This window comes from Pseudomonas sp. AC070, from assembly GCF_979258635.1.
The window spans coordinates 296,111-321,552 of record NZ_OZ409871.1 but is presented as its reverse complement, the minus strand read 5'-3'; the positions used below and the strand labels follow the sequence as shown (position 1 = coordinate 321,552).

At 63.2% G+C, this 25,442-nt stretch carries 8 protein-coding genes; 1 reads left to right on the top strand and 7 read right to left on the bottom strand.

Features of this window, described 5'->3' with window-relative positions; all coding sequences use genetic code 11:
• Nucleotides 1-85 precede the first annotated feature (85 nt).
• The 3 genes from secB to ACZZ0Q_RS01340 are packed head-to-tail and all read right to left on the bottom strand — an operon-like array spanning nucleotide 86 to nucleotide 1,291.
• Entirely contained in the window at nucleotides 86-574 is a 489-nt protein-coding gene (gene secB, locus ACZZ0Q_RS01350; protein ID WP_463540348.1) for a protein-export chaperone SecB, read from the bottom strand.
• A gap of 47 nt (nucleotides 575-621) precedes the next feature.
• Entirely contained in the window at nucleotides 622-876 is a 255-nt protein-coding gene (grxC, locus tag ACZZ0Q_RS01345) for a glutaredoxin 3 (RefSeq protein ID WP_122491967.1), read from the bottom strand.
• 1 nt (nucleotide 877) lies between these two features.
• The gene (locus ACZZ0Q_RS01340) at nucleotides 878-1,291 is read right to left on the bottom strand and encodes a rhodanese-like domain-containing protein (protein ID WP_463540349.1); all 414 of its coding nucleotides are present in this window, start codon (nucleotides 1,289-1,291) and stop codon (nucleotides 878-880) included.
• A 209-nt stretch (nucleotides 1,292-1,500) separates the two neighbouring features.
• Here ACZZ0Q_RS01340 and gpmI point away from each other — a divergent pair, with 209 nt between their 5' ends.
• Nucleotides 1,501-3,036 (top strand): 2,3-bisphosphoglycerate-independent phosphoglycerate mutase, encoded by a 1,536-nt coding sequence (gene gpmI / locus ACZZ0Q_RS01335; RefSeq protein ID WP_463540350.1) that lies wholly within the window; start codon nucleotides 1,501-1,503, stop codon nucleotides 3,034-3,036.
• 52 nt (nucleotides 3,037-3,088) lie between these two features.
• Here gpmI and ACZZ0Q_RS01330 read toward each other — a convergent pair whose 3' ends face one another.
• The 4 genes from ACZZ0Q_RS01330 to ACZZ0Q_RS01315 form a co-directional block, all read right to left on the bottom strand.
• Nucleotides 3,089-4,669 (bottom strand): DUF2235 domain-containing protein, encoded by a 1,581-nt coding sequence (locus tag ACZZ0Q_RS01330; RefSeq protein WP_463560221.1) that lies wholly within the window; start codon nucleotides 4,667-4,669, stop codon nucleotides 3,089-3,091.
• A 238-nt stretch (nucleotides 4,670-4,907) separates the two neighbouring features.
• The gene (locus ACZZ0Q_RS01325; RefSeq protein WP_463540353.1) at nucleotides 4,908-5,648 is read right to left on the bottom strand and encodes a SapC family protein; all 741 of its coding nucleotides are present in this window, start codon (nucleotides 5,646-5,648) and stop codon (nucleotides 4,908-4,910) included.
• A gap of 24 nt (nucleotides 5,649-5,672) precedes the next feature.
• Nucleotides 5,673-7,325 (bottom strand): ShlB/FhaC/HecB family hemolysin secretion/activation protein, encoded by a 1,653-nt coding sequence (locus ACZZ0Q_RS01320; RefSeq protein ID WP_463540354.1) that lies wholly within the window; start codon nucleotides 7,323-7,325, stop codon nucleotides 5,673-5,675.
• Nucleotides 7,313-25,321, bottom strand: coding sequence for a leukotoxin LktA family filamentous adhesin (locus ACZZ0Q_RS01315; protein WP_463560220.1), 18,009 nt, complete (start codon nucleotides 25,319-25,321; stop codon nucleotides 7,313-7,315). The genes ACZZ0Q_RS01320 and ACZZ0Q_RS01315 overlap by 13 nt, the downstream gene beginning before the upstream one ends.
• Nucleotides 25,322-25,442: the final 121 nt, after the last annotated feature.

Below are 25,442 nucleotides of genomic sequence, written 5' to 3'. Positions count from 1 at the left end.
CTGCCGGCCCGGTCGGCCTTGATGGTCTTGAACTGCTCAAACAAAAAAGGCGCCCCACGGGGCGCCTTTTTTGTATCGGCAACGCTTAGTGCTGAGCAGAACCTGCGCCTTCGGCCTGCATACGGGCCAGTTCCTGTGCGTACAGGGCGTCGAAGTTAACCGGGGCCAGCATCAGTGCCGGGAACGAACCACGAACCACCAGGCTGTCCAGGGTTTCGCGTGCGTACGGGAATAGAATGTTCGGGCAGAAGGCGCCGAGGGTGTGGCTCATGGACGCAGCGTCCAGGCCCTTGATCAGGAAGATACCGGCCTGCTGCACTTCAGCAATGAACGCGGTTTCTTCGCCGGTTTTAACGGTAACCGACAGGGTCAACACCACTTCGTGGAAGTCGCCTTCCAGGGCTTTTTGGCGGGTGTTGAGGTCCATGGCAACGCTTGGCGCCCATTCCTGACGGAAGATTTCCGGGCTTTTCGGTGCTTCGAACGACAGGTCGCGCACGTAGATGCGTTGCAGGGAGAATTGTGGGTTTTCAGCGCCTTGAGCAGCGCCTTCGTTGGTCACTTGATCAGTCATGTGCAAAACCTTCTTATCGTTAAGTGCGTACAGATTCGTTCGGGACGTTAACCCTTGAGCAGCGCGTCCAGCTTGCCGGCGCGCTCCAGGGCGTAGAGGTCGTCGCAGCCACCGACGTGGGTGGTGCCGATCCAGATTTGCGGAACGGAGGTGGCGCGGGCTTTGCGGGTCATTTCAGCGCGCACATCGGGCTTGCCGTCGACGCTGATTTCCTCGAACGCCACACCTTTGTTGGTGAGCAACTGTTTGGCGCGGATGCAGTACGGGCACCAGGCGCTCGAATAAACGATGACGGCAGGCATATCACTTCACCACTGGCAGGTTTTCGCTGCGCCAGCTGGAGATTCCGCCAGACAGCTTGGCCGCATTGAAACCGAGTTTTTTCAAATCGCGGGCGACGGCGCCGGCGTGTTGGCCCAGGGCGTCGACCACGATGATGGTTTTCGCCTTGTACTTCTCCAGTTCGGCAACGCGAGTGGCCACTTTGTCGTACGGAATATTCACCGCGCCGACGATATGCCCGGTGGCGAAATCTTTGTTCGGGCGAACATCAAGCACGATGCCTTCGTCACGGTTGACCAACGCGGTCAGCTCACGCGTGCTCAAGCTGGCGCCGCCTTTGCTCAATTCGGTGAAAATCAGCAGTGCCAGCAACACCGCGAAAATACTGCTGAGCACGTAGTGGTTGGTAGCAAATTCAATCAGGTGAGCGAGCATCAATATGTCCCAGAACGGCAAAATGTCGGCCAGTATACACAGCCCCCAAGGGTGGCCAAACCCCGTCCAGCGGTGACGTAGCCGCTAACTTCGCTTTAAAATGCCGAACCTTTTTAGCCTGACGGAAAACTAATACGCGGGTGAACAATCCTTCACCGTGTTTCCCCAGGTAAAACCTCGATCTCCCATTGCCAAAAGCGAGCCGGATAATGACTGCCACGCCCAAACCACTCGTGCTAATCATCCTCGATGGCTTCGGTCACAGTGACAGCCCCGAGTCCAACGCCATTTATGCCGCAAACACCCCCGTCTACGACCATCTGCGCGCCACCCAGCCCAACGGGCTGATCTCCGGCAGCGGCATGGATGTCGGTTTGCCGGATGGCCAGATGGGCAACTCGGAAGTCGGCCACATGAACCTCGGCGCCGGCCGCGTGGTGTACCAAGACTTCACCCGCGTGACCAAAGCCATCCGCGACGGCGATTTCTTCAGCAATCCAGCTCTGGTTACAGCCGTTGATGCGGCCGTCGGTGCTGGCAAGGCGGTGCATATTCTCGGCTTGCTTTCCGACGGCGGCGTTCACAGCCACCAGGACCATTTGGTGGCCATGGCCGAACTGGCTGCCCAGCGTGGCGCGGAAAAAATCTACCTGCACGCCTTCCTTGATGGCCGCGACACGCCGCCAAAAAGCGCCCAGCCGTCGTTGCAACTGATGGACGAAACCTTCGCCAAGCTCGGCAAGGGTCGCACCGCTACGATTATTGGCCGCTACTTCGCCATGGATCGCGATAACCGCTGGGACCGTGTCGAGCAGGCTTACAGCCTGATCGTCGACAGCAAGGCCGAGTTCGAAGCGGCCAACGCGCAAGCCGCGCTCGAAGCGGCCTACGCCCGTGGCGAGAGCGATGAGTTCGTAAAGGCCACCCGCATTGGCGCGCCCGCCCAAGTTGAAGACGGCGACGCCGTGGTGTTTATGAACTTCCGCGCCGACCGCGCCCGCGAACTGACCCGCGCGTTTGTCGAGCCAGACTTCGCTGACTTCTCCCGCGCCCGTGCACCAAAGCTGGCGAGCTTCGTGATGCTCACGCAATACGCTGCGAACATTAAAGCGCCCATCGCATTCGCTGCCAGCAGCCTGGACAACGTGCTCGGCGAATACCTGGCGAAGAACGGCAAAACCCAACTGCGCATCGCTGAAACCGAGAAATACGCCCACGTCACGTTCTTCTTCTCGGGCGGCCGCGAGGAACCGTTTGAAGGCGAAGAGCGCATTCTGATCCCGTCGCCTAAAGTCGCGACCTACGACCTGCAGCCGGAAATGAACGCGCCCATCGTCACCGACCGCATCGTTGAAGCCATCGAGCAGCAGCGCTACGACGTCATCGTGGTCAACTACGCCAACGGCGACATGGTCGGCCACACCGGCGTGTTCTCGGCGGCGGTAAAAGCGGTGGAGTGCTTGGATGAATGCGTGGGCCGTATCGTCGCCGCGCTGGATAAAGTCGGTGGCGAAGCGCTGATTACTGCCGACCACGGCAACGTCGAGCAAATGGAAGACGAAAGCACCGGCCAGGCGCACACCGCCCACACCTGTGAGCCGGTGCCGTTCATTTACGTGGGCAAACGCGCGCTGACGATTCGTGAAGGCGGCGTGTTGGCAGACGTGGCGCCGACTATGTTGACCTTGATGGGCTTGCCCAAGCCTGCAGAAATGACCGGGGAAAGCATCGTAGTTTTGCAGTGACGAGGCTCGCTGGCGTCGCGTCGACCGCCGACGCGACGCCAGCATCAGCGCGTTATTCGTTGCCATAGCTCACCCGCTGATTGCCTTCGGCGGGGCGGTTGACGAAGACCGCGTCGAGATCACTGCTACCCCGTCCGAGCGCCGCGTTCCAGTTCGCTGAAAGATGAATGTAGTGACGCCGTAGTAGCGCGTACTCCGCATCGGATAGCCCCGCTCCGGCTTCGCCCAGAACATACGCCTCGAGCTTCTCGGCGATGCCGTGCAGTTCGGCGGGTAGGACGAGGCCAGGCGCGGTGATGGGCTTGAATGCCACGCCTACGCGCTCGGCCGCTGCCCGCATCGCGCGCATGTATACAAGCGATAACTCTCCGCGCACCTGCCGGGTACCGAGCAAGGCGGCGTACACCCGTTTTTGCGCGACTTCCCCTTCTTCCCGCCTAGGCTCAGGCACGCTCCAGGTGACGACGCTCAACTCTTCGGGCGCGAAATAGCTCAACCACTGCGCCCGGGTGCGCTCAAATTGCGCCTGCGTTCGCTGCCAGGCCGGGCTGCGCTCGTTGGCAGTGGTGACGGGGCAGTAGCTACTGTCCGGCTTGCTCAGCAGCACCCTCTCCGTCATGACGGGCCGATAACCGCCTCCCACATCGGAATGGCTGCCGGGCACCTCTACGTCGTAGTCGGTGCGGGTCAGCGCGAAGTTCTGCCGGTATTCGTCGCCCGCCACTAACTGCACGATGGAGCGCGCGCAGCCCACTGGCAGCTGCAATGGGACCCCGGCATTGTCGGCACTCGGCGCGCTGAAGGCGATTAGCAGCGGTTCGAAAATGTGCGCGACCGTGTCGAACAAACCGATGAAGTTCAGCGCCAGGTCGTGGCCGATACGCCAGTCGAACGCCTGAGGCAATAACGCCGATCCGGCGGGTATAAAACGGGCCAGCGCGGACGCTGGGCCTTTGCGTAAATCGTTGGCGCAGTGCCGGGCTGCGGCGGCTCCCCGGCTGAAGCCAAACAGGTCGATGGCAATGTCGCGAATGACCAGCCCCGGATTTTTTTCCCGCAGCCTGCGCATTTGCTCGACCACCAACGCCGGAACCTGCTCCACGCGGGTTAGAACACCCGTTCTGCCGCGTCCCGACCACTCGCTGAATAGGGAATCGGATTTACCGCTGCGGGTACCGATGCCTTCGACATACACCGACAGATACGCCGTCTCAGCATCGGCCGGAAGCGCTTCCTCGGCATGATTGGGATACAGGTCATACAGGCGCGCAATGTTGCTAGGGTCGTTGCCATAGCTGTTGTCTGGCGCGGCGCCTTCGTCGCTGTATCCGAGCGCGTGCAGGGCGTTTGCAGCCTGCGGGTCCACGCTCGCGTCGCTGGCCAGGCATTGCACGGTAGCGGCGTTGAGCTTGTTGTTGCCGGTGCCATCGAAGAACAAGCCCAGGTGCAACGTAACGGGGTGCTCCGATGGAGCTTCGCGCAGTTCCGGTGCGGTATAAGCGTTTTGCGGCGCAACGTGCGGCGAAGCGTTTGGCGCGGCGGCCGGCGTAAACATCGGCTCAGCGCCACTGGCGCGATCTTCGTTCAACCAACCTAACGACGGTGCCCGAAGGCTTTCGAGGGGACAGTTCATGCGGATTCTGCTCCATTAACTTCAACAACTTGTCCTTTGCCTCGGTGCCGCAGGGCGCTGCCAGGCGGCCCATTGGGCAGGAAGCAGGTTGAAGCCAACGGTGTTGAAGATAAGCAGGATCACTCCGAGCGCTGCTTTCCCTGTGGATTGTTCTGCCCGCGAATCGGCGACGAAAACCAGCGAAACGCCCATAAAAAAACCGGACTCAACGCCCGGTTTTCTTTCATCCCAAGCCGTATCAGTGCTTGGTTTCTTCGCCGGCTTTTTTGGCCAGGTAATGCACGAACAGTTGGTTGGCGTTGCCCAGCGAGGTCAGGTGGGCGTAGATCCAACCGAGAAAACCCGAGCGGTGCAGGTCGAGCACGTGCTCGTCGGCAAGGGCCAGGAATTTCTCTTCGTCGACGGCCAGGAAGTCGCTCAGCACAAACGACTCGCCGCTGGTGTGGCTCAGTTTCAGCGAGCGCGGCGCCAGCAATTCCAGTTCGTTGAGCTTGGCGACGAAACGACGGGTGCGCTCCATTTCGGCGGTGAAGTTTTGCAGGAACTGAATCATCTCTTCGAGGAATTCACTGTTCTGCCCTTCGGCGGTGAACAGCTCGCGGCCCTCTGCTTCGTTCCAGCCTGGGTAGGCCGCGTCGAAGCACACGGTGAAGTTCTCAGCGCCGTCTTGGGCCAGCACGAACGGGTAGCGACGGACGAAGGCAGGAATATAGGTGTTTTCGGTCCATTGCTGGTCGGCGCCGACGTAGCCGTTGTGGCCTTCTTTGAGGCCCAGCAAGGCGATTGGCATGGCGTTTTCGCCTTCACCGATAAATACGATGGGGTAGTGACGTGCGGCTTGGAAAAACTCCAGGCCGGCCAGCGGAACGAGGTGGGTGCTGGCGGCAAATTCACTGTTGTTGAGGCCGGCGAGCTTGAGGCTTTTGTGCTCGTCGCGGTTGAGGGCTTTGATGTCTTTGTAGAGCAACAAGGTGGTCATGCAGTAACTCCTGAAAATTCTGTTTTAACGAATGACGATCTGGGCCAGAACCTGGCCGCTGTCCTGATCCGCCACCACATCCTTGAGCGTGTTGGCTGCGACCAGGCTGATGCTTAAATGTTTGCCCCAGTTGAAGTTGAGCCCGGCGCCGACGCTTTGCAGGTCGACATCGGCGGTGCCCAGTTCCATAGCGCGGCCGTAGTCAAAAAACACGAAAGGCTGCCAACGTTCGCTGAGGTTCCAGTAACTCTCCAGATTCAGCGTCATGCCTTGCGGCGACGCGATAACTCCCGGTTCGTAACCACGCACGCTGCTGATACCCCCGAACTGGTATAGCAAAGTGGACGGCAGGGTCTCAGTATCACTGGCGTACTGCCAACCGAAGCGCCCCACTATCAGAAACTCCTTACCGACATTGCGGCTTACGTACGCGCTGCCGTTTAACAGTTGGTAGCTGCCGCTTTCGCCGGTGGTCTGGTTGTCGGTATTGGCCTGGCGCAAACGCTGTTCGTAGCGCACATACCAAGGCGCGTCGCGGTATTCCACCTGGCCTTTGAGCAGCATTTCGTCGGCACTGGTTTCGCTGAGGGTCAGGCTCTCGATGGTGGTTTCCGATTCCTGGTGGTTGTAGCCCACGCCGCCGAGCCACTGCCAATGCTCGTTCACCCAGTACGGATGGTCGTAGCCCAAACCGTAGGTTTGCGATTCGCCTTCAATGTTCAGAGCGGCCAGCGGACCGGTCTGAATCTGCAACGTGTTGGCGCCCGCCTCCACGTACACCACGCCGTTGTAGCGGTTCACCGGGCGGCTGTAACGCAGGCTGCCGTATTCCGAGCCGTCGGTGGCCACCGCCACGGCGCTCAGGGCGTCGGCGACGCCAGTCGGAGAAAACCAGTTCAGCGTGCCGCCGTACTGTTCGCGCCCGGTGCTTTCGTTGCCGTAGTTGTTGACGAACAGCGACCACTGCAACGGGTCCGGCTCGAATGCCTGCATGTCAACCCGCGTGGTGCCGAAGGTCTGCCCCGGCGCCAGACTCGCGCTTACCTGCGGGCCCGGCGTGGTGGCGTTAAAGCGCTGAATCGAGGTCATCAGCGCGGTGCTGTCCAGGGTTTCGCCTCTGCTGACGTTGAGGCGATTTTGGTAAAACGCCTCGTCTACGGATTTTCGGTCCTGCCAGGTCACTTCATCGACCTTGGCCTCCACCAGCACCACTTTCAGCACGCCGTTTTCCAGGTTCTGCGGCGGGATGACGGCGCGCGCCGTGAGCTGGCCGCCCGCCTCGTACAAGGCGTTGACCTCACGCAGCAGCGCATTCAAATCGGCAAAGCTGACCGGCCGCCCGACGTACTTCTGGGCGATGGCTTCCAGCGCTTCCTTGGGTAGAAACCCCGACGCGTTAAAGCTGACGCCGCTGAGCTGAAACTGCTCGCCCTGCTCCGGCAGTACCTGGTCGGCCGGCATATCGCCGCGCAGCGCCGGCACTTGCGTGCGTTTGGCGCGTTCTTCGTCGATACGTTGCTGCTGAATGCGTTCAATCTGCTGACGCTGCAGCGTCGGGTCAACCTGCCCCGGAATACCGGCGGGCACGCCGCTCGGCAGGGTGGCGGCCTGAACCGAACCGATCAGCAACAACGCCGTCAACCCACCGTTGAACACATGCTTGATTACAGATCCCACTTGGTTGCTCCGTCCGTTGTTTCCTGGCCGGGCACGACGCTGTATTGCGGTTGCTGGCTGTCATTCATATTCATGCGCGAATCCATCCGCATCTGGTTCCAGTTCGGCTGCCAGGTTTGTTCCGGCGCTTTGCCCGCTTTGAACGTATTCAAAATGGACGCCAGACGCTGCGCTGCCAGGCCCTGCGACATCTGCCCTTCGCTGAAGCTGGCGGCCGTGGTGCGCTGGGTGGTCACGCCGGTTTCAGACGGCGTGGCCGCGTGGGTTTCGCTGAAGTTGGTCAGCAACACCAGGTGCGTGTACTTGCGGTGCAGCACATAGGCGTCGGTGGTGCTGGTGATGGCGTCCTGTTTGAGCTGGAAGGCTTTATCCAGCTCATACAACTGCACATCCGCCAGCGGCTGATACAGCGGCGTCAGGTTGTCCATCAGCACGGTGGCTGCGGCGGTGTAGAGCTTGAGGAAATCGACGCCAGCGGCATCGCGCAGGTCGATTTTCTGGCCGGTGGTGGTGATGCTGCTGTTCACCGCATGCAGGCGCGGCGAGACGATGTCGGCCGCGTTCAGCTCGGTGATAAAGCGCTTGGCATTCGCCTCGCCTGTGCCTTCCACCCACAGGTTCAACTGACCGGCGCCGGTGTGGCGGCCGTACAGCTCAATGTCGGCCCCGTGCAACGCCACCGAGTTGCCGATGCGTGCATCCGCTACGCGAACCAAATTGCCCGACCACAAGCTCAAGGTCGGCGCGGTGGCCTTGGCCAGCACAATGCTGGCGTTTGTCGCCACGCCATTGCGCCAGCCAGCGTTCACCCGGGCGCCTTGGTCAGCGCTGAGTTCACGGCCGGTTGTGTCTGTCAGGCTGTCGAGCAGCACCTGCCCGCCCGCTACCAGGCGGTCGAAGAAGATGCTGTCGTCAGTCGAGCGCCAGGTCTGGTTTTCGAGGCTGCTGCTGGTGCCTTTCACTTCGATCAGCCCGCGTGCGAGCAGGTCGATAAAGCGGCTGGACGCCAGGTCATTAACCTTCATCACGCCACCGGAAGTGACGGAGATGTGGCCGTTACCAGCCGTGATAAGCGGCGTGTTGATGTCGCCCGAGGCGTTCAACACGATGTCACCGGTCTGGCTGATGCCGCTGTACGGCAGGCCGGTGGAAACAATGCCGCCCACTCCATGAGCGATGTCGCCGACGTTGATCGCGCCGTTCTGCGCCTCGAGAGTGATGTTGCCGCCCGCTTTCACCAGATTGCCGATGGTGATCGACTTGCCGGAAACGATGCTGGCATCACGACCCGCCGTCACGTTGGTGAGGTTCACCGCGCCGCCGATAATGAAGTTCAGGTCGCGGCCCGCTTCTGCATCACCGTTCAGGCTCAAGTCGCCGCCCACGCCCACCGTCAGGTCACGGCCGGCTTTGAGCGAATACTTGCCGCCAAACTTCACTTCCGGCATCGACAGGTCGCCGTTGGCGATGATCGACACGTCACGCTTGGCCTCGACCTTCAGGCCGGTGATATCGCCGTCGCCATTGGCCAGCAAGCCGGTGCTTTGCAGGAACACATCTTCATCCAGACTCTGAACGCGGCCGAAGAACAGATTGCGACCTTTGATCACCACCTGCTTGTTGGCTTCAGCGTTGCCGCCGAACACATCGCCGTCGGTTTCAACGTAGAGGTTCTCGGCCGATTTCAGGTGCCAGTTACTGGCGTTCAGCACCGTTGGGTCGAGTGGATCAGCCAGCACGCCAAAGCGAATGGTGCCCAGCGAACCGGCCTGGGTGGTGAGCTTCATGTCGCCGCCGCTGTAAGCCTTGAGCACGGTCAGGTTGCCGTTGGTCAAACTGGTCAGCGTGGTCAGGGCGTTGACGGTTCCCAGGTCAGCCGAGCCTGCGCGCAGGTCGATGGATTGGGTTTTGCTGTCCAGCGCATCCGCCGCAAACAACCCGCCCGCCTTCAACGACAGCTTGCCGGTGTTGCTCACCACGCGGGTGAGGTCCGCCGAGCCGACGTCGTAAGTAGCGTCGCCGCCGACGAGTGCGTTGCCGCCTTTCCAGTCGCCGAGGCCCTTTACATTCAACGTGGTGCCAACGCTCAGGTCGCCATAGGTCAGCTTGGTCGCAGGCGTCAGCGCCGGACCGGTGTGGCGCAGGGCCATGGAGCCGCTGGTGGTGGCGGTGGTCAGGTTCAGCAGGCCTGCGGTTTGCAGATCGAGGTTGCCGGTGATTTTCAGGTCGCCGATGGCCGAGCCGGTGCCCATGTTCAGGTGGGTGTCGCCGCCGCTGGTCAGCGACTTCAGTTTCAGATCGCCAGCGGTGGTCAGTTCGGACGTGCCGGTAACGGTGGCCGTGCCGATATCCGCGTTGGCGCTGGTCAGGGTCCACACGCCGCCGGTTTTCAACGTGGTCGCAATCAGGTCGCCGCTGAGGTCCATCAGCACATTGCCGGTAGTCGCCTCGGCGCTGCCCAGAGTCAGGCTGGCGCCTTGCAGGTCGAGGTTGCTGTTGGCTTTCAGGCTGCCGATGTTGACCAGGCCGGTGCCGCGCAATTGCACGCTGGCGTTGTTGCTGGTCACGCTGTTCAGGCTCAGGTCGCCGAGGCTGTTGAGGTATTGGCTGCCAGCGCTGAGCAGGCTGCCGCTGCTGATGCCCGAGGCCAGATTGGCGTAGATCGCGCCGGTGGTGGCGCTGACGTCCAGCGCTTTGCCGGCCAGGGTCACGTAGCGGCTGCTGGCGCCAATGTTGCCGCCGTAGGCGCTCAGGCGCAGCAGGTTCTGGGTTTTCCACAGGCTGTTGGCGTCGCTGGCGGCGAAGCTGTAGGCGCTGATGTCCAGGTCGGCGGTGCTGGCGGTGGTGGTCAGGTCGCCCAGGGTCGCGGTGCCGGTCACATCGGCGAACAGCCCGTTGCTGGCGCTTACCGAGGCGCCGGAGGCCATGTTCCACTGGCCGCCTAGCGTCAGGTACAGGCCTCCCAGGCTGAAGTCGCCGCTTTGCAGCAGGTCGCGGGTTTGGCCGATGTCGAGCAAGCCGCCCACGTTCACATCGCCCATGCGCAGCACGCCGGCCTGGCTGGCGGTGCCTTGCAGGCCACCGAGGTAGGCGTTGCCGCCGACGTCCAGTTTGATGCGGTCGTTAACGCCGCCGGTGCCGATCTGAATGCGGTCGGCGAGCGTGCCAACGTCACCGCTGACGTTCAGGTTCACCGCGCCGCCCAACAGGTTTTCACCCAATTGGCTGGCCGATTTCAGGTTGCCGATCACTTTCAGGGTCAGCGAGTCGACGCCAGTGAGGCGCTGCACCGACAGGTCGCCGTGGTTGATCAGGTTGATCAGGTTGGCGCGGGCGGTGAGGTTGCCGTCGATTTGCGTGTTCAAGCCGCCATTGCCACCGATGGCGCCGTTGCCGGCTTCCAGCACCACATCATGACCGGTAACGACCACGTTGCTGCCGTTGGCGCTTTCGATGTTGCCGTCGGTTTTGATGCGGACGGTCTGGCCTTTGACGTTGTAGATGTTGAAGTCTTGCTGGCCGCCCAGGTAGACGTCGCCATTGGCCGTGGCGGTGATGGTGCCGGTGGCCGTGACGTTGACGTCGTCGCGCTGCACCACGCTGAATTTCAGCGCGTTGGTGTCATCGAAATAAATGTCGTCCTGCTCGGCGCCGGCCAGGGCCGCACGTTGTGCGGTGGTCAGGTTGGCGCCGCCGCCATTGCTGAGGTCGAACTGCACGTCGGCGTCCAGCGCCTTGCCGATGCGGTTGGCCTGCAGCGTGACGTTTTTGCCGGAGATGTTCATCGCTTCGTTGGTGGCCGAAGAGCTGCTGCCACGGTTAAGCAAGCTGGCGGCGATGGAGAATTGCAGCTGGTCGGTGGTCCAGGCGGCTGTGCTGTTCATTTGCGTCAGCTGCGCGTCGCTCAGGGCGTACTGGTAATTCTCGTTGTAGCTCTGGCCACCGAACTCGGCGTTCATGGCGGTGTAATCGGCCACGCGACGGGCTTGTTCGCTGGTCACTTGCGCATCGGTCCAGCCCAGGCCCTTGAGTTGGGTGATCTGGGTGGCGCTGAGCAAGGCCTGGTTGGCGTCGAAGGCGTTGGCTGACCACACGCCGGTGTTGCTGTCGAGGCTCAGGCCGCGCTTGGCCCAGTACTGCGAGTAACGCTGGTTGCCGGCTTCGAGCAAGGCCGTTTTTTGTGCGGCGAGTGCGTCGGCAGCCTGCGTGCCGGTGAGGCCCATGCTGTTCCACAGCGCCTGCATTTCGCTGAGCTTGCGCTCGTCGTAGCTGACCGTGGTGTTGCCATCGAGCAGGTCGCCGTTGCGCACTTTGATGCCGATGTCGCCGCCGGCCAGCACCTGGTCGAGCCACAAATCGCCGCTGGTTTCTTCTACATAGATATCGCCACCGGCCACGGCCTTGAGCATCGCCGAGCCACTGAGGCTGCCGGTGTCGAGGTTGAGCACGGTGTTGGCGCCGCCGATGTTGCCGGCCGCCTGCAAGCTGATGCCCTGGCCTTTGACCACCACGCCGCTGTTAGCGGTGAGGTCGCCCTGGGTGCTGACGTTGACGTTGGCCCCGGCTTGCAGGGCGCTGAGGTTCAGGCCCGCCGAACCGGTGGCCTTGATGCCTTGCAGGTAAATGTTGTTGCTGGCCACCGCCGACAGGTTGTTGCTCACCTGCACACGCAGCGCTTGCGCCGCATCGCCCAGGGCACCGGCCGACAGGTTCAGGTCCTTGGCGGAAATCAGCACCGCGTTCGAGCCTTGGGTCAGCGCCTTGCCGCCGTTGAGGGTGATGCTGGTGGTGCCGCTTTCGTTGAACAGCGAGCCGAGCAGGCTGACGTTGCCGTAAGAGGTCACGTCCAGTTTGCCGGCGTCGTAGCCGATGAAGCTGACGGCGATGTCGGAGTCGGCACGCACGGTGTAACGGTCGATTTCCTTGAAGCCCTGCTGGGTCACGGTGGTGCGTGTGGTGCGATACACCTGGCACCAGATGAAGTGCTTCTTGCAGTAGCCACCCATGTCTTTGCGGATCACTTCGGCACCGGTGGTGGCGTAGCGTTCGTCCGCCTGGGTTTTCACCGTGCCGGTGGCCAGACCGCCCGGCACGTTGCTGGCGTCGCCCATGTACTCGGCGCCTTCAATCGGCGTGCTCGCGCCTTTCACTGTGCTCAGGCTCAGGGTGGAGCCGTCGCCAGAGGGCACGAAGCCCCAGAACTCGTCCCAGTACTCGACCTTGGTGGTGGTGTCGCTGGTGTCGCGACCTTGCAGCCACACGTAGGAACGGTTGTCGGTGGTGTTGTAGCTGGTGTCGCGGCCATTGGTGGTTTTCACCAGGTACTGCGAGGTGGCTTTGACCGCGTTGCTCCAGCCTTCGTATTGCTGCACGGCATTGCCGGCGTGGGTGTAAATGGTCGACCAGACGTCGTTCGGGTTGGCCGCCACTCGGCCCACGTCGTTGATGCGCAGGGTGCCTTCCACGCCCGAGCCGAGGTCGATGCCAGTGATGTTCAACTGGCGCGTGGTGTTGTTCACCACCTTCACCTGGCTGTAACCGTCGAGCACTTTCAGCGAGCCATTGCCGGTGCTCATGATGTGGCCGGTGAGCTCCATGTAGCCGCCCGCCACTTCCACTTTGTCGAGCACGATGCTGTCGGTGAGGAAGTTGTAGCTGTAACCGATGGCGCCGGTGCGGGCGTCCGTGGTGGCCAGTTGCACGATGGCCGCGCCGCCGCGTTTCCACGCTGCACGCAAGCTGTCGAGCGCGGCGAAGTTGGCGTCGCTGAGGGTCACGCTCCAATCCTGCACACCGCTCTGCACCAGGCCGTTGATGTTCAGGTACAGGGCGTTGATCACCACGTTGTTGCCGGCGACCACGCCGCTGCCCGCGGCCGGGCCTTTGAGCACGCCGTTGGCGTTGTTGCTCGCCGGGTCGCCACCGATGTGGGTGAAGGCGTCGAGGTTATTGAGCACGAAATCCTGGCCGGCGGTGAGCTTGAGGCTCTGGCCACGGATGTCGGCGTTGGCGTAGATGCTGCCGTAGCTGGCGGTGATATCGATCAGGCCACGTTTGTTGTTGATCGTGCCCTGCACGTAGATATCCGGCGCCGGCATTTTCAGGCCCGAGCTGTCGACGATGCCGTTAGCCGGGTTGAAGGTGTTTTTCACCGTAATCACCGGCGCCGCCGAGTTTTCTGCCACTTCGATGACGTTGAAGTTGGCCACCGCGTTGCCTTTGTTGGCCGAGGTGATGCCGGCCTTGTTGAGCATCTTGGTGTCGTTGAACAGCAGTTGGCCGCCTTCACGGTTTGGAATTTCCAGGCCGGCCAGGCTGAGGAACGCCGCGCTGTCGTTGATGATTTCAATCTTGGCGTCGCCCGGTGCATGCAGCGCGCCGCTGCCCACCAGTTGATCGCCCTTGACGAAGATATTGCCCGGACGCGCCAGGATCGGATCGACGTTCAGAATCAGCACGTTGAGCTGACCTGGCAGCGTGCCGTCGGCTGCGGTGCCGCCCATTTGCACGTAGAGCTTGTGCAGGGTCTGGTTGAGCAGGTTGAGCTCTGCCTGGAACGCGGCTTTCTCCAACGGCGAGAGGCCGTAGTTGCTGAGCTGCGATTGCAACTGCGCCACACGGGCAGTCAGCAGTTGCGAGTAATCGCCACTGGTCATGTTCCAGGTGATGCCGTCGCTGATCTGGCTGAACACCGGCAGCACGGTCAGGGTGCCGGTGGTGCTGGCGGTGACGTTTTTCGGGTCCACCACCACGCCATCGACGAGGTACTTGAGGCCGGTAATGTGCAGGATCTGCTGGCTGTACACGCCGGTTTCCATCGTGCCGTTGACGGTCACTTTGGCCAGACCGGCGTTGAGCACGGTTTTGCCGCCGGTGATGTCCAGCGACACGCTGCCCCCCAGCGCTTTGATCAACGCGGCGGCCGCTTCGCGGTACAGGTCTTTGCCGATGCCCTCGCCTGTCAGCACGCCGTAGCCGGTGCCGGCGTAGGCGTAAATGTCACCCACGCTGCGCAGGCTGCTGCCGGCGTTCACAGTGACGTTGCTGTTGCGCTGGTAGTTGGCTTCGGCGTCGGGGTCGTTCACCACCGGGAAGGCGGTGTTGTTCCACAGGTCGGTGCGCGCGGTCAGGGTGGCTTTGTTCATCGCCCCGCTGATGTCGAAACCGCTGTAGAGCTTGGTGTCGCCGTAGCTGAATATTTTGGCGTTGGTGTCCACCAGCACGGTGTAGTTGGCGCTGACCTTGGCCAGGCTGTTGCCCATCGCCGCGCCCGCCAAACCATAGGTTTTGGCGTTGGCACGGGCGTCGATGTCGTACAGGCCGCTGGACGACAACACCACATCGCCAACGCTCCAGATGTCGGCGTTTTTGCCCACCGACACGCTGGCGTTGGACTGCTTCACTTCAAGGGTCGAATCGGCCTTGGCGATGGAGATCGCGCCGCCGCTGTCGAGCTTCACTTTGTCGCGGCCATACACGTAGTTGTAGGCCTGCACTTTCAGGTGATTCGGGTTGCGCCAGTCGCCCGCCAGGGTCAGACGCACGCCGTCGCCGAGGCTGCTTTGCGTGGTCAGGTTGATGGCGCTGGTGCTCAGTGCAGCGGCCGCATCGACCACGCCGCCAGAGCCGGACACCACGTTGAAATCGGCGCTATCGGGTTTCACCACATCGCTGCGGGCGCTTTGTTCGTACGCCTTGGTGGTGACGTAAGAGCCGCCGACCAATTCGCTGGTGGTGGTCAGGTTCACGCTGTTGATGGCATGCGCACCGCTGGCGCCGAGCAAGGCGGCGTTGGTGCTGTTGACGAAGCTGTTGAAGGTCGACAGGTGATACGACGCCAGATTCAACGCACTGAACGCCGCCGCCGTGCCGCTGCCACCCACGGCATAAAGCGCCGCTTTGGTGGTGCTGTTGTCCCAGGTTTTCGCGATGGCGGCCGCGCCGCTGACCAGGCCGCCTTGGCCCGATACCGAGCTGGCCAGGTTATCGACGCTGGAATTGGCCGACACGTTGAGCGCGCCCATGCTGCCGCTGAACACACCATTAACCAGCGCTTGCGTGCTGGGGTCGGCGGTGGCTTGCGCCACGGTGGCGCCCACGGCCAGCAAGCCGCCGGCATAACCTTCGGTGGAGGCGCGCTGAACCACGTCGGTACCGGCTGCGAACGTCCAGTTGCCGCCGCCCACGCCGACGAAGCGGGTGCTGTTCTGGCTTTGTAGCAGGCTGGTGCTTTCATTGTGGGCGTTGGCGACCACGGCGTTGGCCGACACGCCAACGCCACCGCTGACACCGAAACCGTGCACGTTAACGGTGTCGTTGTTGCCGTTCTGGGTGATCAGGCTGTTGAACGTCGCGCTTTTGCCTTGCAGCAGCGCGCCGCTGCCAAAGGTCACGCTGCTGCTGGCCTTGGCCAGCGCATCGATGACCGACGCCCCGGCGGACACCAGGCCGCCCAATGCCACGCTGAGGCTTTCGGCCTTGAGTTGCGGGCTGGCTTCGGCCTTCACCGTCAGCGCGTTGCTGGCCGTGACGCTGGCATTGTTGCCCACCGACACGGTGGCGCTGCTGAGGTCTTTGGCGGTAATCACCGCCGCGTTCACACCCACCAGCAAACCACCGGCAGCGCCTTGCGCCTTGAGGGCGACCGGCGCTTGCGAGGTGGCCCAAAGCGATACATCGGTGCCGCTGACGGTGGCGTTGGCCGCCACGTTGGTGGTGACAGTGCTGTTATGCGCCGCCACACCCAGCACCAGCCCGGCGCCACCGAGGCCGCCGGCTGCGACGCCGAGGGCTTGCACGTCGAGCGCTTGTTTATCGCTGGCTGAGGCCGTCAACGCGCCGGTGCTGGCGACAATGCCGCTGAGGTTGGCGTTGACCAGGTTGTTCATCACCGCCACGCCGACTGCTGCGCCCAGGCCAATGCCCAGACCGCCAGCGCCGGTGATGGCTTTCACCGTGACCGCCGGTGAGCTGTTGAGGTTTTGCGCCACGGCGTTAAGCGTCAGGCCGTTGCTGTTCAGATTGCCGCCAACCACTTCGGCGATGACGCGGGCGTTGGACAAGGTGTAGGCAATGCCGGCGCCAAAGGCGGTGCCGCCAACCACTACGCTACCGGCGAGGTTGCTGGAGTAGAGCTTGTCGCTGGCGTTGACGTTGCTGGCGCCTTTCGCGGTGACCGTGCTGGCGCTGACGCGGGCTACGGTTTCCTGCTTGTAGTTGGTGTTTTGCAGGCGCGACTTCACTGCCACGTTGCTGGTGGCGCCGTTCAGGCGCGTGGTGTCGCTGCTGTTGCTGCTGGTGGTCAGCGTGGCGCGGTCACCGTTGGCCGGCTGATTGACCGTCTGGTAATCGAGGTTGGCGTTGCTGTGCGAGCCGAGTTTGTCGCTCAGGCTCAAGGTGCCGTTGCCGCCGTTGTCGAGTTCGTCCAGCGGGTTGCTGCCTTCCTGCGTCAGCACGCCGGAACCGAGCAGCAACAGGCCGATGCTGCCGCCCAGCGAGCTGCCGCCGGAGATGCTGCCGGTGACGGTGGTCAGGCGCGCATCGACTTCGCGTTGCGCATCCACGTTGAGCGCGTTGTTCAGGTACGCGGTGCTGCTCAACAGCTGCGCGCGGGTGGCGCTGTTGGCCACCAACACGCTGGCCGCTGCGCCTGCCGAGCCGCCGCCACCGACCGCCGCCGAGCCGCCGACCAACAGGGCATCGAGACGGTCTTTGGCGGTAATGCTCAGGCCACCGGCGTAGGTGGAGCTGGTGCCGATATCGGCGTAACCGACACCGGCTTCGGTGGTGTTTTCCAACATCACCACCGCAGTGGAACCGGCCATGGCCGCAGCGCCACCGGAGGCGCTGGTGGCGGTGGCGAGAATGCCGGTGCTGGTGTTTGCATCCACATCCACCTGACCACTGCTGGCCACGCTGGTGCGTGCGCCGCCGCTGGCCTGTTCGCCGATCCACGCGCGAACCAGGCTCTGGTTGCTGGCGTAACCGACGCTGGCACCGGCGCCCACCACGCCACCGGACAAGGTGGCGACGTTTGGCGCCAGGCGGTTTACCGAGGCGGCGTTCAGTTTCAGCGAGCCGACGTTGAGCTTGCTGCCAGTGTTAACCAGCGCCTGCGTGCTGCCTTTCAGAATCAGCACACCGCCGCTGCCAGCCACGCCGACAATGCCGCCGCCGAGCGTGGTGACAATGTCACTCGCCGCTTGCGTGGAATTGGCGCGCACCAGGGTTTGGCCCCGGCTGTTGAGCGTCACGTTGCTCAGGCGCGCGGTGGTGGCGCGGTCCATGATCACCGTGTCGATGGCGGCCGCAACGGCCGCAGCACCTAGCGACACCGCGCCGCTGAACACACCGCCAAAGGTGAAGCTGTGGCTGGAAGCAGCCACGCTGACTTGCTGTCCGGCAATGGCGGCGCTGGCGTTGCCGGCGTCCTGGTTGATCTTGGCGTCGTCGATATACGCCGTGGTTTTACCGCTCACCAGGCTGGTGTTGCTCAGGCCGGATACGGCGGCGCTGGCAATCGGCACCAGCGACACCGCCGTGCTCAGGCTCAACTGACCGAGCTGCTGCAAGGAGCCGGCGCGAACGGCGATGCCGTGCACGGTTTCCAGGCCGGTTTTCAGGTCCAGCACCGGGTTGAACTGTTCGGCATCGGCCCAGGCGTTAACGTCGGGCGCGTTGCTGAGAATGCCGTTACCCACCGACAAGCCGTTGCTGCCGCCGCCCAAGGCGTCGACCCGCGTGGCCGCGCCAGCAATGCCAGCCTCGGTGGTGCTTTCCAGTTGGTTGACCGACACCAGGCCGGCCACGGCGGCGGTGCCGCTGCCGGCAACCACCATGGCGCCGGAGCGGATCACGTCGCGGTTGTTGGCGAGCACGCCCACGTCTTCGCTGGCCTTGACCAGCGCGCCGCCGTTAATCAGCGCCTTGGCGGCGGTTTGAATCAGGTTGGTGGCGATACCCGCCGACACCGCGACGGTGCCGGAGAAGCCGGCCGAGATCGACGCCGAATTGATCGCGGCATCGGAACCAGCCGTTACCAACAGTTGCTTGACGGTCCAGGTGCTGAGGTCTTTGTGGCCCGACAGGCGCGCTTCAATCTGGTTGGTGATGCGGTTGACCGCTGCTGCCACGCCGACCGCGACGCTGCCTGCGCCGACGGCGCCGCCGGCCAGCGAGTTGATGGTCGACGCGTCTTTGGCGGTAATCGCAACGTTATCGGCGCTGCCTTTGCTGGTGTCGATGGCCGCCGTGGTGACGGCGCCAATCAGGTTGGTGGTGTTGGAGAACACCGCCGCGCCCGTGCCGGCACCGGCGCCGCTGAGGGCCAATGTGTCGATTTGCGCGGTGGTCAACGCCGACACAGTGAGTTTGGTGAAGTTGGCGTTGGGGTCCAGGGTCAGGCTGCTGTTTTCGATCAGCGCCTTGCGTTCCTGGGTGATCTGCGTGACCGCCACGGCACCAGCGCCCGCACCGTTGCCGGCGCCTTGCACGTTGCCGGCCAGGGTTTTCACGGTGGCAGTGCCGTCTTCCACCAGCACGTTGACGGTGTCAGCGCCGGTCAGGGTAACGCCGCTGAGCGTCGCCAGGTCTTTGCCTTGCAGCAGGTTCACGGCCACCGAAGCGCCGACGGCGGCATTGCTCGAACCGCCCGCGCCCACGGCAGCGGAACGTACCGTCATGGAGCCGCGCGCTTGCACGTCGAGTTGCTCGGCGATGGTCAGGCTGCTGCCGGAAATGCGTGCGTCGCGGGTCAGGGTAATCAGGCTGTTGGCGTCTGCCGCGCCCACCGACAAACCACCGCTGCCGGTGATGGTGGCGGCCAGGGCGTTGATGGTGCGATTGCCTTCTACGCGTACATCCAGCGAATTGGCGCTGAGGCTGCCGCCTATAACGGAGGCGGTTTCAGTGCCTTTGAGCACGCTGGTGGTCACCGCGCCGTTGACGGCGATATTGCCGCCGCCGCCCGCCGTGACGGCGATGGTGTTGATTTCCTGATTGGCGCCGGTGCGCACCACGGCGTCATCGAAACCGGTCACGGTGGAGCCGTTGATGGTGGCGGTGCGGTCGGCGTTGATGATGTTCACCGCCGAGGCGGCGCCGAACGAGCCGTTGCCGCCATAGGTCACGGCGCCGGCCAGCGAGCCGATGGTCAGGCCATTGCCGCTGCTGGCTTTGACGCTGAGGTCGGCGCCGCTGGTTTGGGTCACGGTGCTGCCGGTGATGCCGGCATAGTCCTGACCCAGAATGACGTTGTTCACCGACGAAATATTCACCGCACCGCTGCTGGCGCCGGCGCCGCCCACGGCGATGCCGTAGATTTCGCCGTCCAGGCCGCTGAGTACGGTGAGATCGCCGCTGAGGTTGACCGTGCTGTTGCTCAGCAACGCGCTGCGGGTGCCGCTCAACTGGTTGTAGGCGAACGCAGCGCCAATGGCTGCGCCGCCGTCGGCCAGGGAAATATTGCCCGCCGCCGACCAGATGCTGTTACTCAGGCCCGGCTGGCTGGCGTACACGCTGAGCGCTTTGGCGGTGAGGGTGCTGTGATCGAGCAGCGCCTCGGTGGCGCCCGCGATGCGGTTGTAACTCACCGAACCGGTGAGCGCGGTGCCGCCGGAACCCGCTGCGCCGGCTACGGCCACGCTGCCGATCTGGCTTTGTTGCGCGGCGACGATGGCGGCATTGCCGCTCAGGGTGGCGGTGACATACGCGAGTTGCGCCTGCACGGTTTGTTCGATGTCAGTCAGCGCCACAGCGCCGCCGATGGCGCCTTTGCCGCCGAAGGAAATGGCACCGGCCAGCGAGTAATAACCGCCGGCTTTCTGTGCCGACAAATCAAGCGTGCCGGCCTGAATGCTCAGCGGTTGCGCGGCGCTGCCGAGAATTTGCGCTTTGACCGTGCCACGGTCGACCACCGCAGTGCCCGAACCCAACGACGCGGCTTTGCCGGAACCGGCAACACCGACCGCAGCCGCCAACACTTCGGTGGCGTTATAGGCGGCCACTTTCAGCGCACCCGTGAGGTTGGTGCTGACGTTGGCCATGCTCGCCAGGTAATCGCTGCCGGCGTAGATCAAACCAAACGCGGCACCGCCTGCGCTCTTGCTGCCAATGGCCACGGAGCCGGCGATGCCCAGAATCGCCTCGCCCGACACCTTGCCGTCGAACAGCGAGTGGGTGGTGCCGTCGTACTGGCCGTCGTTGTCGGTATCGCTGCCATCGGTGGTGGTGGCGTTAACGTCGATGCTCGACAGGCTGTCTTCGTAGCCAAGGTCGGCGCCAGCCAGGGTGCCGGCAGCATTGGTGTCGAACTTGCTGTCCAGGTCGGTGAGGCTGGAGACGCTGCGCGCCTGCACATTCACCGCACCGCCCGTCAGGCTGGAGGTTTTCAGACTGCCGCCGCTTGGCGTGTAGCCATCGACGCGGGCGCTGACCTGGTTGTCGAGCACGCCGGCAAAAATCGACGCGGCGCCGGCTTCACCCGAGGTGGCAGCTACGCCGAGCGCGGCGAGCAAAGTTTGCGTGGCGCTGTAGGCGCCGACGTCGAGGGTGGCGAACGTGCTCGCCGTGCTGCCCAGCCATTCGGCTTTGATGGCGTTGGCGATATACGCCAACGTTACCGAAGCGCCGACGGCGCTGCCGCTAGCGCCTTTGGCACCGGCAAACGCACCGCCACCGATCAGCGAGCGGGAACGGTCGTAGGCCAACACTTGAATAATGCTTGGCGCACTGGCGCGGCCGGCGATAGTGCTGTTTTGCACCCGCGCCACGGTGCTGTTGGTGAACTGCCCGTACGAGCCGGAAATGGCTTTCGCATCGTTGGAAACCGAACCCGCTGTCGCAGCGGCCAGGCCCAGGCCCATGGCGATCAGGTCGCCATCGGTGGCGGCGTACACCTTGAGCAGGTCGTTGTTATTCAGGGTGGCGTTTACCACTTCGGCAGTGGTGACGTTGGCCAGGGCGTTGGCGGCAATGGCGCCGGCCAATGCAGAGCTGGTCTGCGACTGGTTGCCGTTTTTCGCCAGGGTGATGGCGCCTGCGCCTGAGCCGGCGAACTGGTGCGTCTGGTTCAGCGCTAGCACGTTGACCTTGCTGCCTTTAACGGCCGGGTCGCGTGGGTCGAGCACGATATCGCCGAGGCGCGCGCGGGTGGTTTGCCGCGACACATTGATGCTCACCGAACCGGCCACGGCCAGTGACGACTGCGGCACCTCACCGGTGCGCGTCGGGTCGTCGTCGAGCATGTTTTTAACTTGGTTCCACTTGGCTTTGGCTTCGGTCAGCACATCGCCCAGGCCCTGAGTGATGGCGCCGAGCAAGGAGGTGGCCTTGCTGGCGGCGCCGCCCGAGGCGTCTTGGTTCGCGGTGGCGGCGTCTTGCTTTTCCTTGTCTGTACGCGCCACGGCGCCGGCCAGGGAAAACGCACCGCTCTGCCCGCTGGATACGGCCTCCATGTCGAGCTCATCGACATTCCAGGTCGACGACACACCCAACACGCCGGGGATGCTCAGGGCGCGCCATTGGCGGTTGTCGCCAATCAGCGCCTGCACGTCGGTCTTCACATAGTTGACCGCAATGCCGGCACCCACGCCGGTGTCTTCGGAGAAGCCCAGCGCACCCGCCGCGCTCCACAGGCCAAGGATGTGCTTGGCATCCATGTCGACGCGATCGGCTTTGACCGTGGCGCCATTGTTGATCGAGGCATTCACCGTGGTGTCGATCAGGGCCAGCACCAGCGAGCCATTGCCCGCCGCGCTCGGGCCTTTGCCGGCAGACGGACTGATGCCGATGAGCAGGTCTTTTTCCTTCGCCGCCACCGACACGCTTTTGCTAGTCACTTGGGTGCCGGCGCCAATGCCGGCGACCGCCGAGCTGTCGTGCAGCATGATGTTCAGGCCGGCACCCACGGCGCTGCCCTTCTCGGACTTGGAGCCAAACAGGGCGATGCTGAAGTTGCCCGCCACGGCCAGACGCTCGACGCGGTTTTCGGCCAACAGACTGACCGGAGCCGCCCAGTTGTTGCTGCCGTTGGCGGGCGTGGTGTTGCTCCAGTTATCGGTTTGCAGGGTCCACAGTTTGAGCAGGGTGCCGTTGGTGTCGAGGTCACGCCACAGCTCGCTGCTCCACGCACCGGTGCCGGTGGTGGTGAGGCTGCTGTTGTCGCCGACCCAGGCGGCAGCGTTGATGTCGTTCTTCATCACCGACACGGCGCCGGCCAGGCCGAGCTTGTCGGCATCGCCGGTGGCGTTGGCGTATTGGCTCGGCAAGTCGCCTGGGCTGCTCACGGCCTTGGCCATGTCTTTCAGGCCGTTGTACCAATCGCTCAGCGAACTCCACTCGTTCTGGCTACCGAACGAAACGGCCGCTTTATCGTTGATCGGCACTTCGTTTTTGGCGCCCACGCCGATGTGGCTGGCTTTGACGGTGACGTTGTCGCCAATCAGCGCCTTGGTGGTTTGCTGCAACTGGCCGTAAACCATGGCCACGCTCATGGAACGCGCGGCGGTGTCTTTTTCTTTGACGTTGGAGTTGATCGCGCTGGAGGCGGTGTTGCGCAAGCTGGCCTGGTATTGCAGCGCTTGCACGCTGACGTCGCCGCTGACATCCACGCTCAGCGAGTTGCTGCTCGTCGCGCCCAACAGCGCTTGCGCGTTGTGCTCGGCCAGGGTGATCGCGACCGCCGAACCCACACGCAATTTGCTGCCATTGGTGGGCTGCGCTTCGTCGAGGGTAATGCCCAGCAGGCTGGTGATTTTCGGTGTGATAAAGCTGATCGAGGGGTTGGTCAGCTTGGAAACCAGAAAGTCGAACGAGCCCTTGCCCACCTTCACTTCGGCCTTGGTGGCTTGCTCGTAAATGATGTCGACAGCGCTTACGTTGAGGTTGCGGCCTTTGCTCAGGTCGGCATTGAACTGCGCCTGGGTGCTGCTCTCGAACATCGACAAGGCCAACGCCGGGCCACCGCTGGCGCCCAGGCCGATAGCGTCGAACGACACGTTGTTTTTCAGGGTTTGCTCGGCCACGGCGCGGGCGGTGATGTCGCGGGTGACGTCAACTTGCGCGCCCTTGTTCACCGTGACATGGGTGTCCAGATCGGTCACGCCCATGCCAAAAGCAAAGCCCATGGTGGTCAGTGCATTGCCGGCAGCGTCGTGGCTGTTGACCGCTTTGGTGTCCAGGTCGAGCGTGTTGTCGCTGGTGGCTTCGAGCAGTAAATCATTGCCGGCGGTGAGCTTGGCGCCGCTGGCCACTTGCACCGAGGTCTCGCCTTTCAGGCTGCCGTAAGTCAGACCCAGACCAAACGGAATCAGGCTGTTGAGGCCTTCAACTTTGCCGTTGATATTGCTGTCGATCTGCCGGGTGCTTTCGGCGGTCACGCTGAGGTTATTGCCGGCTTTGAGATCGGCGCTGGCCGCGACTTTGACGGTGGCGTCGGAGCTGACAATTTGCAGGCCGATGAAATCTTGCAGTGCCAGCAACTCGCTGAAGTTCGCCGGGTTGGCCGCCAGCATCGACTTGAAATCGTCGCGGTTGTAGGTGTTCAGCGAGTCGTACAGCGTGCCGAACGCCGACACGTTGTCCAGACTCAGCAGGCTGCTGGCCCACAACGGTTTGATGATCGCTTTGCTGCGCGCATCGATAACGATGTCGCGGCCACGGATCAAGCCGCCAACGTTGACGCTCGCGGTGGCGGTGGTCCAGCCAGCCAACTGCTGGTCGGTGGCGAACGCTTGCACGGTCACGTCGCCCGCCTTGCTGGCGTCGGTGCTGTGGCTGGCGTCGAGGGTGGAGCCGCTTTCCAGGGTGACGCTGGCAACGCCCAGGCCGCCGGCAAAGATCGCCCGCGGGGTGGACGGCAGCAAGTTCAGGTTCGCGGCGGTGGTGTTGTCGTCACCGCAGAACGTGCAGCTAATGTCGCTCAGCGCTTGCACGGTGATGTCGCCCGCCTTGCCGGCGCCACTGGCGGTGGTGCTGACTTTGGCGCCACTGGCCACGGTAATGCTTGGCGCTTCGACGATCACATCACCGGCATCTTTGCCGGCCGTGCCGCTGGTGTTGACCAGTGCGCCGTTCTTCAACTCGACCTTTTTCGTGCTGGCGATCTGCACGTTGCCGCCCGAGTTGTCGGCCATCAGCGCAGCCAACTCACCGCTGACCTCCACGCCGTTTTCGCCGACGATTTTGATCGAGCCATTGGCTTGCGCCAGGCCCGTGCCGACGCTTACGCCTTGCAGGTTTACGGTGTTGACGAACACCGTTTCGGCCGCCGAGGTACCGGCTTGCAGCGAGGCGCCGGAGGCAACCACCGCCGAAGCGGCGAACAGGTTGATTGAGCCGGACGTGTTGACCGTGCCCTTGATTTCCACCGTGCCGCTGCCACCATCGAACTGGCCCGTCGTCAGCGCCGTAACGGCCGCCGTGGCTTCGGCAGTGGTGCCGCCGTGGGCGATGGTGGCGAGGTTGCGCATGTCGGTGGCGGTCGGCGTGGTGACCACCAAACTGCCGACGTTAACCACACCACTGGCCCCGACGACCAGACCGTTAGGGTCAGCAAAAATGATGTTGCCGCCAATCTTGCCGGCCGAGATGCCGTTGAGCGTGCCGTTGATTTCGGCCTTGGCGTTGTGCACCAGGTTGACCAGATTCGCCGCGCCCGTGGGCACGTACAAATTCACCGTGTTGCCCTGGCCGACCACGAAGTTGCCGAAGGAGTTGAAACCGGTATTGCCATGCACCGTGGCGGTGGTGATGTCCGTTACCGTGGCGCTGGTGTTAGCGATGTTCGTTGCCGTGGTCATGCCCGACACCGAGCCGATGCCGGCGCCGAAGTTGCCGTCGTGCACGGTGATGTTGTTGCCAGCGGCGGTCGCCCACGCCGGTATTACCCCGAGGCTGGCGAGCAGCGCGGCGGTGATACGGTTGGGTTGGAAGCGCGGCCCCAAACTCGCGGCTACAGCCTGTGCTGCAGGGTGCTGGGGGGAATTACGCTTAACCATGACGACCTCGCTGTCGGGAACTTTCCACAACAGGCATTGTCGGCCGGGCGGTCAAACGTGAACTAGTCGTGGTCGTTCATGCTTGTGAACAACCGTTGACAGCTGTCAGTAGCCAGGCGCC